This is a genomic window from Serratia sp. K-E0102 (genome assembly GCF_029962625.1).
GTDB classification, from domain to species: Bacteria; Pseudomonadota; Gammaproteobacteria; order Enterobacterales; family Enterobacteriaceae; genus Serratia; species Serratia sarumanii.
In genome coordinates this window covers 3,792,400-3,805,246 of sequence record NZ_CP124754.1, presented here as the reverse complement: position 1 = coordinate 3,805,246, position 12,847 = coordinate 3,792,400, and the positions used below count along the sequence as shown (strand labels likewise).

At 59.6% G+C, this 12,847-nt stretch carries 8 protein-coding genes; 4 read left to right on the top strand and 4 right to left on the bottom strand.

Going from position 1 to position 12,847, the window contains the following annotated elements:
- Positions 1–83 precede the first annotated feature (83 nt).
- Both ppx and ppk1 read right to left on the bottom strand, forming a co-directional pair.
- Entirely contained in the window at positions 84–1,634 is a 1,551-nt protein-coding gene (gene ppx / locus SSARUM2_RS18150; RefSeq protein ID WP_033635528.1) for an exopolyphosphatase, read from the bottom strand.
- 10 nt (positions 1,635–1,644) lie between these two features.
- Complete coding sequence (gene ppk1, locus SSARUM2_RS18145; RefSeq protein WP_033648827.1) at positions 1,645–3,708, bottom strand: polyphosphate kinase 1; 2,064 nt, start codon at positions 3,706–3,708, stop codon at positions 1,645–1,647.
- A gap of 396 nt (positions 3,709–4,104) precedes the next feature.
- On the opposite strand from ppk1, the gene SSARUM2_RS18140 reads away from it, so the two are divergent.
- The 3 genes from SSARUM2_RS18140 to pstB are packed head-to-tail and all read left to right on the top strand — an operon-like array spanning position 4,105 to position 8,763.
- Positions 4,105–6,276, top strand: a complete 2,172-nt coding sequence (locus tag SSARUM2_RS18140; protein WP_060453047.1) for an ABC transporter permease subunit — start codon at positions 4,105–4,107, stop codon at positions 6,274–6,276.
- Entirely contained in the window at positions 6,273–7,922 is a 1,650-nt protein-coding gene (pstA, locus tag SSARUM2_RS18135) for a phosphate ABC transporter permease PstA (RefSeq protein WP_033648825.1), read from the top strand. The genes SSARUM2_RS18140 and pstA overlap by 4 nt, the downstream gene beginning before the upstream one ends.
- Positions 7,923–7,950: 28 nt before the next feature.
- Positions 7,951–8,763: a phosphate ABC transporter ATP-binding protein PstB gene (pstB, locus tag SSARUM2_RS18130; RefSeq protein WP_019452422.1), complete on the top strand. Its 813-nt coding sequence runs from the start codon at positions 7,951–7,953 to the stop codon at positions 8,761–8,763.
- 69 nt (positions 8,764–8,832) lie between these two features.
- Here pstB and SSARUM2_RS18125 read toward each other — a convergent pair whose 3' ends face one another.
- Both SSARUM2_RS18125 and SSARUM2_RS18120 read right to left on the bottom strand, forming a co-directional pair.
- Positions 8,833–9,324, bottom strand: a complete 492-nt coding sequence (locus tag SSARUM2_RS18125; RefSeq protein ID WP_033654571.1) for a TIR domain-containing protein — start codon at positions 9,322–9,324, stop codon at positions 8,833–8,835.
- Positions 9,321–10,775, bottom strand: a complete 1,455-nt coding sequence (locus tag SSARUM2_RS18120; protein WP_049194856.1) for an SIR2 family protein — start codon at positions 10,773–10,775, stop codon at positions 9,321–9,323. The genes SSARUM2_RS18125 and SSARUM2_RS18120 overlap by 4 nt, the downstream gene beginning before the upstream one ends.
- Positions 10,776–11,151: 376 nt before the next feature.
- Here SSARUM2_RS18120 and SSARUM2_RS18115 point away from each other — a divergent pair, with 376 nt between their 5' ends.
- The gene (locus SSARUM2_RS18115) at positions 11,152–12,819 is read left to right on the top strand and encodes a ShlB/FhaC/HecB family hemolysin secretion/activation protein (protein WP_060453046.1); all 1,668 of its coding nucleotides are present in this window, start codon (positions 11,152–11,154) and stop codon (positions 12,817–12,819) included.
- Positions 12,820–12,847: the final 28 nt, after the last annotated feature.

Sequence of the window (12,847 nt, the reverse complement as noted above, 5' to 3'; positions counted from 1 at the left end):
GCGGGGCGGTGCATTAGGGCTTCGTTTAGGTTGACGGGGCGAGGGCGGAAAGAAAAACCCCCTGTCTGGCAGGGGGTGGGGGATCAGGCGGAGCGCTGTTCGTTTTGCGAGCCTTCTTCTTCGATCAGCAGCTTCCAGCCGACGACGTCGTTCCAGTAGGCCTGTTCGCGCTCGAAATCGAGCTGCACCAGGTTGTTTTGTGCCAGGTAGCCGGCCGGGAAGCGCAGCGTCCAGTGGTTGTCGTCGGTGGTCAGGCGCAGCGTTTCCGGCGTGGTGGTCGACTGACGCTGGTTGTTGAGCAGGGTGCTCAGACGCAGCAGCTGGATCAGCGGCAGGTAGTGCTTCTTCTTGAACAGGTTGAGGCGCGGCAGCTCTTCGAGCTTGATCGCCTTGCGATGGAAACGCACCAGCGCCGCCAGCAGCAGCTGCTGTTCCTGGTTGAAGCCAGGCAGGTTGGAGTTTTGCAGAATGTAGGCCGAATGGCGGTGCATGCCGCTGTGGTTGATGCTCAGCCCCACCTCGTGCAGCATGGCGGCCCATTTCAGCAGCGCTTCCAGCTGCGGATGCGCCAGCTTGGTGTTTTGCGCCATCCACTGCGAGTAGAGCAGCTCGGTGGTTTCCAGCACCCGCTTGGCCTGCTCGCGGTCGATGTTGTAGTGATCGGCCAGGCTCTTGGCGGTGCGGCTGCGGATGTCCTGATGGCGGAAGCGGCCTTCCATTTCATACAGCACGCCTTCGCGCAGCGCGCCGTCGGACAGGCGCAGATCGCGGATCGCCAGCGCGTCGAACACGCCGCACAGGATAGCCAGCCCCGGCACGAACACCGATTGGCGATCCTCTGACAGCCCCGGCAGGCTCAGCGAACTGAAGCTTTTGAACTGCAGCACCTGTTCGGCGAGCATTTCCAGGCGATCCAGGGTGATGAGACCGTCTTTTTCCCCCATCGCCACCAGCACTTCGTGGGCGGCCTTGATGGTGCCCGAGGCGCCCAGCGCGTACTGCCAGCCCTGAATGCGGTACTGCCAGGCCAGCGTTTCCAATTTTTGCGCCGCCGCCAGCCGCGCGCGGCGGAAGTTGTTTTTGCTGATCTCGCCGCCCGGGAAGAACAGCTGGGCGAAGCTGACGCAGCCCATGCGGCGGCTTTCCGCCAGCAGCGGCTCGAAGTCTTCGCCGATCACCAGCTCGGTGGATCCGCCGCCGATGTCGATCACCAGCTTGCGGCCTTTCTCCGGCTGAGTGTGCTCCACGCCCATGAAGATCAGGCGCGCTTCTTCCTGGCCGGCGATGATTTCGATCGGATAGGGGATCACTTTGGCGGCGCGCTTGAGGAACACTTCGGCGTTCACCGCCTGACGCAGGGTGTGCGTCCCGACGATGGTCACGTTATCCGCCGGGAAGCCCTGCAGCCGTTCGGCAAACAGCGCCAGGCAGGCCAGGCCGCGTTCTATCGCCTCTTCACTGAGTACGTTGTTGCTGTCCAATCCGTCGGCGAGATGCACCCGCTGTTTTAAACGGCCCAATACCTGTAAGGCGCCGTTGACGACGCGGGCGATCACCATGTGGAAACTGTTCGACCCGAGGTCGATGGCGGCGATTTCCTGCGGTTTGTTCGTTGCAGTGTTTTTTAGCGGCATAGTTGCTGGCCTACTGTCCTGGTTGTTCCAGAGCTTTTAAATACTCGTAAATAGCCACCTGGGCACGCACTTTGCGGCGGTTGCCGCGCGGCACGTACTGGTTGCTCAGTTCTTTATCCACATAACGGGCCTTGACCGTATCGCTGAACAGGATCTCCAGAATGTCCAGAACGCGCTGTTTCAGCGCCGGATCCAGCAGCGATACCGCCACTTCGATACGGTAATCTATGTTGCGGGTCATCCAGTCGGCGGAGGACAGATACACCCGTTTGTCACCTTTATTGTCGAAAACGTAAACCCGGTCGTGTTCCAAAAAGCGATCGACGATGCTGATCACCTGAATATTGTCGCTGATCCCCGGCAGGTTGGGAATCAGGGAACACATGCCCCGCACCAGCAGGCGGATCTTCACGCCGGCGCCGGACGCGGTATATAACCGATCTACCAGCCCTTTATCCACCAGATTATTAATTTTCAACATAATGCCGGCCTGTTCCCCGGCCTGGGCGTTGGCGATTTCGTTGTCGATCAGCTCATACAGCTTCAGGCGCGAGTTCTGCGGCGACACCATCAGGTTGTCGAAGGTGACCGGCCGGTAGGGGTTCTCGATAAAGTTGAACACCCGACGCACCTCGTTGGTGATGCGTGAGTCGGCGGTCAACAGCGAATAGTCGGTGTAGATGCGCGCGGTTTTTTCGTTAAAGTTGCCGGTGCCGATATGAGCATAGCGCACAATTTCATCGCCTTCACGGCGTGAAATCAGGAACAGTTTGGCGTGGATTTTCAGGCCCGGCGCGGAGAAGATCACGTGTACGCCGGCCTCGGTCAGGCGCTTCGCCCAATGAATGTTGGCTTCTTCGTCGAAGCGCGCCTGCAGCTCGACCACCACCGTGACTTTTTTGCCGTTGTGCGCGGCGTGGATCATCGATTCGATGATGCGTGAATCTTTCGCTACCCGGTAGATGTTGATCTTGATAGCCAACACGCTCGGATCGAACGACGCCTGGCGCAGCAGCTCCAGCACGTGCTCGAAGGTGTGGTACGGATAGTAGAGCAGCACGTCTTTTTCGCGAATGGCGTCGAAGCCGTTGCGGAAACCGTCGAACCAGATGTGGCGCAGGCGCGGCAGCGGCTTGTTGACCAGGTTGGCCTTGCCGACGTTCGGGAAGCTGATGAAATCTTTGAAGTTGTGGTAGCGGCCGCCGGCGATCACCGAATCGTAGTTGGAGATGCCCAGCTTGCCGCGCAGCAGTTCCACCATTTCGTTCGGCATGTCGCGCTGATACACGAAGCGCACCGGCTCGGCGGTCAGGCGCTGTTTCAGGCTGGAGGACATCAGTTCCAGCAGGCTGGATTCCATTTCGGTCACCAGATCGTACTCCGCGTCGCGGGTCATTTTCATCGAGTAGGCGTTGAGCGCGTCGTAGTCGAAGAAGCCCTTGAAGATATCGTCCAGGCAGTAACGCAGAATGTTGTCCAGCAGGATCATCGGCTTGCGGCGGCGCGGCGCTTCCGGCGGCAGATTGACGAAGCGCGGCACCTTGTCGGACGGGATCTCCAGCAGCGCATAGTCGATGCGCGCGCCGCGGATGATCTCAACCGCCAGATAGGTGTAATCGTCTTTCAGGAACTGCACCAGATTGGTGTCGTGATTGATCAGGATCGGCGTGATGTGCTGGCGCAGATGCTGTTTGAAATATTGCCGCAGCCAGATTTGCTGGTTCTCGGACACCTGGCGTTCGTTGATCAGGAAGATCTGGTTACGCGCCATTTCCAGCAGCAGATCGTTGTACAGGCCGTCGAACTCCTGATCGGTTTTCAGCACCTTGGCCTGGATCTTTTTCAGCAGGTGGCGCGAGGCGCCGGCGGAGCCTTGCTCTTCGCTGATCAGGATGCGCCGTTTGAGATCGGCGAAGCGGACTTTATAGAATTCGTCGAGGTTGTTGGAGTAAATGCCCAGAAAACGCATACGTTCAATCAGGGGATTGCTCTTATCTGCGGCTTCCTGCAACACGCGTTCATTAAAGGATAACCAGCTTAGTTCTTTTTCGATGTAGAGCTTTTCCTGACCCATTGCCACTCCAGTTCAAATTTAGAATAGGATCCGGGACGCAGCGCCCGGATGCCGCTCTAGTGTCCTTGATCATTATTGCGAGAGATTGACAGGAAAGTCCAACATATCCATTGCGTTGGCGCGCGGCATTTTTCGGCGGCAATAAATTTTCGCCGAGGCGGGACGCCCGGCAGTGAAGTGAGTAGCATGAAATGACGATTAGCAGGCTCATTTTTGGTGATATTAAGCGTGTTTACGGTCATTTTTCAGCAATATACCGACGCCATATTGTCTGTTTGCAGTGTAAAAAACCTGGGCAAAGCAGGGTAACTTTGTCATGCAAACGTCATAAAACTGACATAAGATGCCCGGTTATCTTACGGCGCAAGCCCGATTACATCAGCGACAGCGAGACACATGACACAGACGACGGCCAATCAACATCCCCGAGATCGCATGCGCGGGCGCATCGACCGCGGCGTGCAGGCGGCAGTGACCGCCAGCGGGCTGATGGTGCTGATGACGTTGATGCTGATCTTCGTTTATCTGCTGTTTGCGGTGCTGCCGCTGTTCAAACCGGCCTCGCTCGGCCAGGCGCAGCCACTGCCGATCGCGGCGTCGGCCCCGGCGCTGGCGCTGGGCATGGATGTGCAGCAGCGCGTCGGTTACCGCATCGACGCGCAGGGCGCGGGGCAGTTTTATCGCCTGACCCCGGCACCGAACGGCCAGCCCCAGGCGCCGCTGGCGCAGCAGACGCTGCTGGCCAAACCGGCGCTGCTTGCCCAGGCCGCCGGAGAGCGCGATCTGTTTGCGCTGGCGCAGGCCGACGGCCGCTTGGTGGTGGCGCGCGCGGATTTCGCGACGGCGGAGACCGGCCGGCCGCAGTGGCTGTTCCCGCTCGGGCAGCAGCCGTTGGCGCTGGATCCACAGCGCAAGCCGCTGAAACTGATGACGCTGGCGGATGCGCATCGCGGGCAGTATCTGCTGGCCGGGGTGACCGACGATCGGCGCCTGGTGTTCGGCCGTTTCAGCCCCGACCGGCCGCCGCAGTTCAGCGAGCGCCCGCTGGAACATGATGCTGAGCAACTGGTGCTGACGCCGGATGGCCGCCAGCTTTACCTGCTGACCGGCAACCGGCTGGCGCGTTATCAGATCGACGGCGCGCAGCTGCAGCTGCGTGAAACGCGTACCCTTGGCGAACATGCCCCGTATCAGATGACGGCGCTGCCCGGCGGCAGCGCGCTGCTGATCAAGGGCGCCGACGGCAATCTGCGCGAGTGGTTCGAAGTAGAAAAAGAGCAGCGCTGGCGCCTGACGCCGGTGCAGCATTTCGACCACGGCGCCGACGGGCGGGAGCTGACGGTGGCCGAGCCTTACCGCCGGGTGTTCGCCACTCTGCGGCCCGACGGCGGTTTTTCGCTGTTCTCCGCCATTCAGCCGCAGCCGCTGCTGAATGCCCGCTTGGGCGCCGAGGTGCGGCAGATGGCGTTCGCGCCGCGCGGCGATGGCCTGCTGCTGGAGAGCGCGCAGGGCTGGCAGCGCTATGCGCTCGACAATCCGTATCCGGACGTCACCTGGCGTTCGCTGTGGGGCAAGGTGTGGTATGAGAACTACCCGCAGCCGGCCTACGTCTGGCAATCCACCTCCGGCGAAGACAGTTATCAACCGAAATTCAGCCTGATGCCGGTGATCTTCGGCACCTTCAAGGCGGCGGCTTACGCGATGCTGTTCGCCATTCCCCTGGCGCTGGCCGGCGCTATCTATACCGCTTATTTTATGACGCCGGGGCTGCGGCGGGTGATCAAACCGGCTATCGAAGTGATGGGCGCGTTGCCGACGGTGGTGATCGGGCTGGTGGCCGGCATTTGGCTGGCGCCGATCATCGAGCAATACCTGTTGGCGGTGCTGGCGTTGCCGCTGCTGCTGGCGGCGGCGGTGCTGCTGTGCGGCGCGTTGACCCATCGCTTTATGCCGCGTTGCCGGCCGGGTGTCGATCTGCTGTTGCTGTTGCCGCTGCTGGCGTTGACGGTGTGGCTGGCGCTCAGCCTGGGGCCGCGGCTGGAGGTCGCGCTGTTCGGTGAGCCGCTGCATTTCTGGCTGGGGGATAATTACGACCAGCGCAATGCGCTGGTGGTGGGCGTGGCGATGGGCTTTGCGCTGGTGCCGATCATCTTCTCGCTGGCGGAGGACGCGCTGTTCAGCGTGCCGGCCACCCTGAGCCAGGGCTCTTTGGCGCTGGGTGCCACCCAATGGCAGACGGTGATCAAGGTGGTGCTGCCTTCCGCCAGCGCCGGGATTTTCTCCGCGCTGATGATCGGCTTTGGCCGCGCGGTGGGGGAAACCATGATCGTGCTGATGGCCACCGGCAATACGCCAATTATCGACGGCAGCCTGTTCCAGGGGCTGCGAGCGCTGGCGGCCAATATCGCCATCGAAATGCCGGAGGCGGTCTCCGGCAGCAGCCATTACCGCGTGCTGTTCCTGACCGCGCTGGTGCTGTTTATCTTCACCTTCGTGTTCAACACGCTGGCGGAGGCGGTGCGCCTGCGGCTGCGCAAGCGTTACACGCCAAATCAGGAGGCGCCATGAAGAACTGGGTGAAGAGCGGGTCGCCGTGGATTTGGCTGACCGCCGGTTCGGTGGCCGTCAGCCTGTTGGCACTGATCGGCATTCTGTTGCTGTTGGCCGGGCAGGGGATGCGCTATTTCTGGCCGAGCCCGGTTTATCAGTTCGAGCTGAATCAGAACGGTGCCGGGCCGGTGACGGTGATCGGCGAGCTGTACCAGCAGCAAAGCATTTCGCGCCGCCAGCTGACGGAGGCGGGCGTGACGCCGCCGGGCGAGGCGCAAAGCGTCGAACGCTATCTGATTAAGGTCGGTAACCGCGAGCGTGAAGGGCAGGATTTCCGCACCTTGCTGGCCAGCGACATCGGCAGCCAAAGCACGCCGCGCAGCCTGCTGGTGCTGGAGCGCGACAGCCACGGCACCGCTTACGGCTATCTGGCGGGGCTGCTGGAGGACGGGCAACCGCTGACCGGCCGCAATCTGGGGCAGGCGTTGCAGCAGCGGCTGCCGCAAATCGCCGCGCTCTCGCGCCAGGCGCACGACATTCAATTTCGCGATATGGCGCGCATCAATCAGCAGTTTGACGCGCTGCGGCTGCGGGAAAAGCGCCTGCAGCGCGACGATAAGCTGGACGCCCGTGCGCAGGACGCCATCAAGGCCGAGCGGCTGGAGCTGCAGCGGCAATACCAGCTGCTGTCCGAACGCCTGGCGGGGCTGAACCGCGATCGCCAGCGCGATGCGCTGCTGCTGCGCGATATGCACGGCCAGACGTTGACCATTCCGCTCAGCCAGGTGCGCGATGCCTGGTACCCGAACGCCATGAACACCAGCGAGAAGCTGGCGCACTGGGGCGAGCAGGTGAAGAAGTTCCTCACCGACAGCCCGCGCGAGGCGAACACCGAAGGCGGGGTGTTCCCGGCCATTTTCGGCACGGTGTTGATGGTGATCCTGATGTCGATCGTGGTGATGCCGTTTGGCGTGATCGCGGCGGTATATCTGCACGAGTATGCCGGCAACAATCTGCTGACGCGGGTGATCCGCATCGCGGTGGTCAACCTGGCCGGCGTGCCCTCGATCGTCTACGGCGTCTTCGGCCTCGGCTTTTTCGTTTATATGATAGGCGGCACGCTCGACCAGCTGTTCTATCCTGAATCCTTGCCCAACCCGACCTTCGGCACGCCCGGCGTGCTGTGGGCGGCGCTGACACTGGCGCTGCTGACGCTGCCGGTGGTGATCGTTGCCACCGAGGAAGGGCTGTCGCGCATTCCCACCTCGCTGCGGCAGGGCTCAATGGCACTGGGCGCCAGCCGGGCCGAGACGCTGTGGCGCATCGTGCTGCCGATGGCGGCGCCGGCGATGATGACCGGCCTGATTCTGGCGGTGGCGCGCGCCGCCGGGGAGACGGCGCCGCTGATGCTGGTGGGGGTAGTGAAATCGGTGCCGGTGCTGCCGGTGGACGAGATTTTCCCGTATCTGCACCTGGAACGGAAGTTTATGCATTTGAGCTTCCAGATCTACGATATGGCATTCCAGAGCCCGAGCGTAGAGGCGGCGCGGCCGCTGGTGTTCGCCACCGCCTTCCTGCTGGTGACGATCGTGGTGAGTTTGAATCTGGCGGCGATGGGTATCCGCCATTCGCTGAGGGAGCGGTACCGAGCATGGTCGCAGTAACAATGACGCTATTTTTGGGGAGTGCGTAATGGGTTTGATGACGCCAGGCAGTTTGCCCCGGCTGGATGTCCAGCATCTCGACGATGAACAGACCGCGCTGGCGGTCAACGGACTGAACCTGTTTTATGGTGACAAACAGGTGCTGCACGACATTTCGCTGCGCATTCCGAAGCACCGGGTGACGGCCCTGATCGGCCCTTCGGGCTGCGGCAAATCGACGCTGCTGCGCTGTTTCAACCGCATGAACGATCTGGTGGACAACTGCCGCATCGAGGGCGATCTGCAGCTGAACGGCGCGGCGATCTCCGGCGCGCAGATCGACGTGGCGGCGCTGCGGCGGCGGGTGGGCATGGTGTTCCAGCGGCCGAACCCGTTCCCGAAATCGATCTATGAAAATGTGGTGTACGGCCTGCGGCTGCAGGGCGTGCGCGACCGGCGCTTGCTGGATGAAGCGGTGGAGCGTTCGCTGCGCGCCGCCGCGCTGTGGCATGAGGTGAAGGATCGGCTGCGTGAAAATGCGTTCCGCTTGTCCAGCGGCCAGCAGCAGCGCCTGGTGATCGCGCGCGCCATCGCCATCGAGCCGGAAGTGTTGCTGCTCGACGAGCCGACCTCGGCGCTGGATCCGATCTCCACGCTGACCATCGAGGAGCTGATTTCCGCGCTGAAACAGCGTTACAGCGTGGTGCTGGTGACGCACAACATGCAGCAGGCGGCGCGCGTCTCCGACTACACCGCCTTTATTCATCAGGGGCGGCTGGTGGAGTACAACGACACCGACGCCATCTTCACCTCGCCGCGCCAGCGCCGCACCGAAGATTATATTACCGGGCGGTATGGGTGAGAGACGTGCCGCACCCCTAGCGAACGAAAGGCTGCGGGATAATGCAGCCTTTCGTCTTTAGGGCGGCCGTCAGTAATTTTCGCGAATGCGGATCGCTTCTTCTACCCACTCCGCCAGATTTTCCTTGATGTGATTATAGACATTGGTGCTGGTCAAATAAGGCGGATCATAGGCTTTGGCGATTCCGGAAAGCTTTCTATCCCCCAGCTTGATATGATCCAACGGGTTGTTGCCTTTTCGGGCTTGTTCGCCGGCGCTGTCTTTCAGGTTATGGATATATACCACCAGCACGCCCATGCCTTTCTTCCAGGCTTCGCAGATTTCGAAGTTGATCCACTTGCGATTGGCGGTATCTTTACCCGCGAGAATCACGGCGCAGCTCCGATTGTCCAACTGGCCTTTGATCCAAGCGGCGATGGCGTCGTCACCGCCTTTTTTCACTTCCTCCCAATCGTTATCCGTGGCCGGCCGGTTACCTTCCAGCGAGCCCATTTCGCGTATCTGAGAAGCGCGCCAGTTGTCCGGCTCATAATGGAAACTGTAAAAACATTTTCTGGTCATCGAGGATTATCCTTAGTAATGATATCGATAAGTGCCAACAGGCATGTTTTCTTCTCCGCCAGGCTGCCCGGCTCGTTAAGTTGATCCAGCAGGTTCATGGCGACGGGATGGCGGTGATAGAGGGTGTCTTTCATCTCCTCCTTGATTTTTCGGTAGATCTCGGCGGATGCGCCGCCGGTACAACCGATAGGAATGCAGACGCAGCCTTGTTCCGCAGCGATGTGGAACTCTTTCAATAAACCGTCGGCCAGCACGCATTCGCCTTCGGCGTTACGCTTGTTGCCGAACAAAAAAACCGCGATGCCGCTGAGCGAAATCATGTTCTGGCGGTATTCGTGCCAAAGTGCCGGCAGCGTAATGCTCCCGCTGGCGAATTGGGGGAAAGGGCGCAATACCAGCTGGCTTTCGCTGATTTTCCCCCCGCTGGCGTAAATGGCTTCCAATGCGCCGTTGATCACCGCCGTGCCCACGCCCCAACCGAAGCCGTTGACGATGCGGTACTGTTTGCGGATAAGCAGGCGCGCCAGGCGGTGTATGAACTGGATGGACTCTTCACGGGCATAGGGGTGGTAGTTGTCGGCGCTGCCGGAGATAAACACCGTGCTTTTCTTGAATTGCGTTTCGATGGCATACAGCAGGTCGGTGATTTGCCGATAGTCCTCCACCAGCAGCGTTTGAATGCCGTAACGGCGCAGATCGTTGATCATCAGGCTTTGTTTTCGGCTGTTGTAATCATAAGACGCCTGATCCTCGCTGCCGCTGTCGCCAGGCTGAACGCGCCGCATGATGCAGTAGTGGTTTCTTTTCCCTTCGCCGTACTGCGCGTAAAGGCGACTCAATACGTATTGCAGGTTGGGGTCTTCAAAGCTGAAACCGATAAACAGGAAGGTTTTGGCGGTCAACTCCGCCATCAGCATGTTGATAAAAGGAAGGTGTGTACGGGAGTAAGTTTCGTATTGTTCGCGGGTGATAATCGCCTGGTTGGGTGTTCTATAATCACCATGCATTTTATATAAGACAACATCGCGCTTGTGAATATTGTTGGTCAGACTTTCCGGCGTGGTTTTAACGTCGCAGACGCGATTATAACGGGCATAGGTTTTTTCAATCAGATCGTCGTAGTTGGTTGTCCAGAGTGACGCTATCGGCAATCTGGCAATGATCCGATGATTTTCAGTTTCTTCCGCTTGCTCAGCGAATTCTGTAATTATTTTTTGATTTATCTTATGCCGGTTGCCTTTTTCATTGAGATGATATTGAGCCAGAGAAATAAGGTCGCTTTCTTTTTCTATATCCAGCCCCAATTCATAAGCGATATCACCGATAAGCTCTTTCCAGCTGACAAAGCCGGCGGGTATGGACAGCCCGGCGCCGGCAAACAGCGCGGCGCTGCCGGCTTTGATATCATTAACGTAATCACGAATAAACAGTTCTATATCACGTTCTGGCATTAGGAAATCCTGATATTGTCCGAGGTTCTTGATTGGTTAGTTGTAAATTATGGCTTTCATGAATAATTGCATTAAACAAAATATCACGGTAAGACGGCGGGTTAATTTTGTAAACTTTATTTTTTATTTTTAGCGATATTGTGCGTATTATTTAACTCTTGAATTTATTATTGGTAATTATTTGGGTTTTTAATTCATGTGTTAATAATATCCGCCATCAGGAAATGTGGCGGCAAGCTCGACAAAATATATTCCTGATGTTTAACCACGTTGTGAACCCGATCAAACAAAAACAATTCTCATTATCATTGATCGTCGGCGTAAAATGTATATACTTCGATAAACTATGTAAACTAACGTAAATGGATGTGTTTAAATGTGTGCATGGAAGCCCGGGATTTGGCCTGCACTCTTGGCGCTCTGCGCTCCGGCGTGGTGTGCGGAAATCACCAGCCCTGCTGACCGCGACAGCATTACCCAGCAGCAGAAAACGTTGCTGGAACAGGCGCAGCAGCAACGCGAGGCGCTGCAAAATAACGTTGAGTTGCCGGCCTTGCCGCTGCCTGTGTCGGCCGCCGCAGGGGCGGTTTGCCAGCCGGTGAGGCAAATCGTTTTTCAGGGCGCCGAACATCTTTCCTGGTCGGTGAAGGAAAGCCTGGCTCGCCCGTATCAAAGGCGCTGCCTGACGCTAGAGCACATCAACCGTCTGGTGCGCGAAACCACCAATGCTTATCTGCAACGCGGCTATGTCACCTCGCAGGCCTGGCTGCAGGAGCAGGATATCTCCCGCGGCGTGTTGACCGTGAGCGCCAGCGAAGGGCGAATCGAGTCCATCACGCAGAACGGCGAGCAGACGCTGGCGCTGAAAATGGCGTTTCCCGGCCTGGTTGGCGACGTATTGAATCTGCGCGATATTGAGCAGGGCATGGAGCAGCTCAACCGCCTGCCATCGCAACAGGTGGCTATCGATATTCAACCCGGCGAACAACCCGGCTTTTCCAACGTGGTTTTGCTGCGTGGCGCCCGGCGCGCGCCGGTCTCTTTCTCTTTCGGCGCCGATAACAGCGGCCAGAGAAGCACCGGCACCGGGCAGATGAACGCCGCCTTCACGCTGGATAACCCACTGCGCCTCGCCGATCAATGGTCGCTTTCCGCAGCGCGCAATAACGATTTCAGCCCGCATCACCGCAGCCGCAGCCTGAACGGCGGTGTCACCTTACCCTACGGCTATTGGCTGTTCAGTTACCAGTACGCCTGGAACGATTTTTTCCAGCGGGTGCCGTTCAACGGCGCGGCTTACCGCTATCAGGGCAACAACCAGACCCAGCGTCTGGGCGCCAACCGCACGTTGCTGCGGGATGGCAAACGCAAGCTGGCCGTCGATATCGGGCTGGCGCGGCGCACCACGGAAAATAAGCTGGCGGGGGAACGGTTGGGCGTCAGCAGCCCGAGGCTCAGCGTCGCCAGCCTGGGCCTCAATTACAGTGCGGCTGCGGGCGGCGGCTATATGACGCTGAACCCGACGGTAAGCCGCGGGCTGCGCATGCTGGGCGCCACCGCCGACGATCCTGAGCGCGACGGGGCGCCGCGCAGCGAGTTCCGCAAGCTTGGCCTCAGCGCCAGCTACTTTTATCCGCTCGCCCCCTCTCTCTACTACCTGACCTCGGCCTATGGGCAAACCAGCGCAGACAACCTGTATGCCGGCGAGCGCATTTCCATTGGCGGGCAATACTCGGTGCGTGGCTTTAAAGAGCAGTACCTGACCGGCAATCGCGGCGCCTACTGGCGCAATGAACTCAACTGGCAATGGCAGACGTTGCCGGGGCTGGGGGAGCTTTCTTTCACCGGCGCGTTAGACGCTGGCTGGTTGCAGGGGCGCGCCGGGCTGATAGACGGCGGCAGCGTCGCCGGCGCGGCTCTGGGGGCCACGCTAAGCGGCCGCTGGTTCAATCAGGCGGTCACCGTCGGTAAACCGCTGACGCACCCAGGCAGCCTGCAACCGGATCGTTGGGTGGCCTACTGGCAAGCCACCGTCACGTTATAACGCCAGCACACAGCAGGAGCGCCTCGGC

Coding starts and splice junctions, on each gene's coding strand:
- ppx (WP_033635528.1), bottom strand. CDS start 1,634: ATGCCGCTAAAAAACACTGCAACGAACAAACCGCAGGAAATCGCCGCC.
- ppk1 (WP_033648827.1), bottom strand. CDS start 3,708: ATGGGTCAGGAAAAGCTCTACATCGAAAAAGAACTAAGCTGGTTATCC.
- SSARUM2_RS18140 (WP_060453047.1), top strand. CDS start 4,105: ATGACACAGACGACGGCCAATCAACATCCCCGAGATCGCATGCGCGGG.
- pstA (WP_033648825.1), top strand. CDS start 6,273: ATGAAGAACTGGGTGAAGAGCGGGTCGCCGTGGATTTGGCTGACCGCC.
- pstB (WP_019452422.1), top strand. CDS start 7,951: ATGGGTTTGATGACGCCAGGCAGTTTGCCCCGGCTGGATGTCCAGCAT.
- SSARUM2_RS18125 (WP_033654571.1), bottom strand. CDS start 9,324: ATGACCAGAAAATGTTTTTACAGTTTCCATTATGAGCCGGACAACTGG.
- SSARUM2_RS18120 (WP_049194856.1), bottom strand. CDS start 10,775: ATGCCAGAACGTGATATAGAACTGTTTATTCGTGATTACGTTAATGAT.
- SSARUM2_RS18115 (WP_060453046.1), top strand. CDS start 11,152: ATGTGTGCATGGAAGCCCGGGATTTGGCCTGCACTCTTGGCGCTCTGC.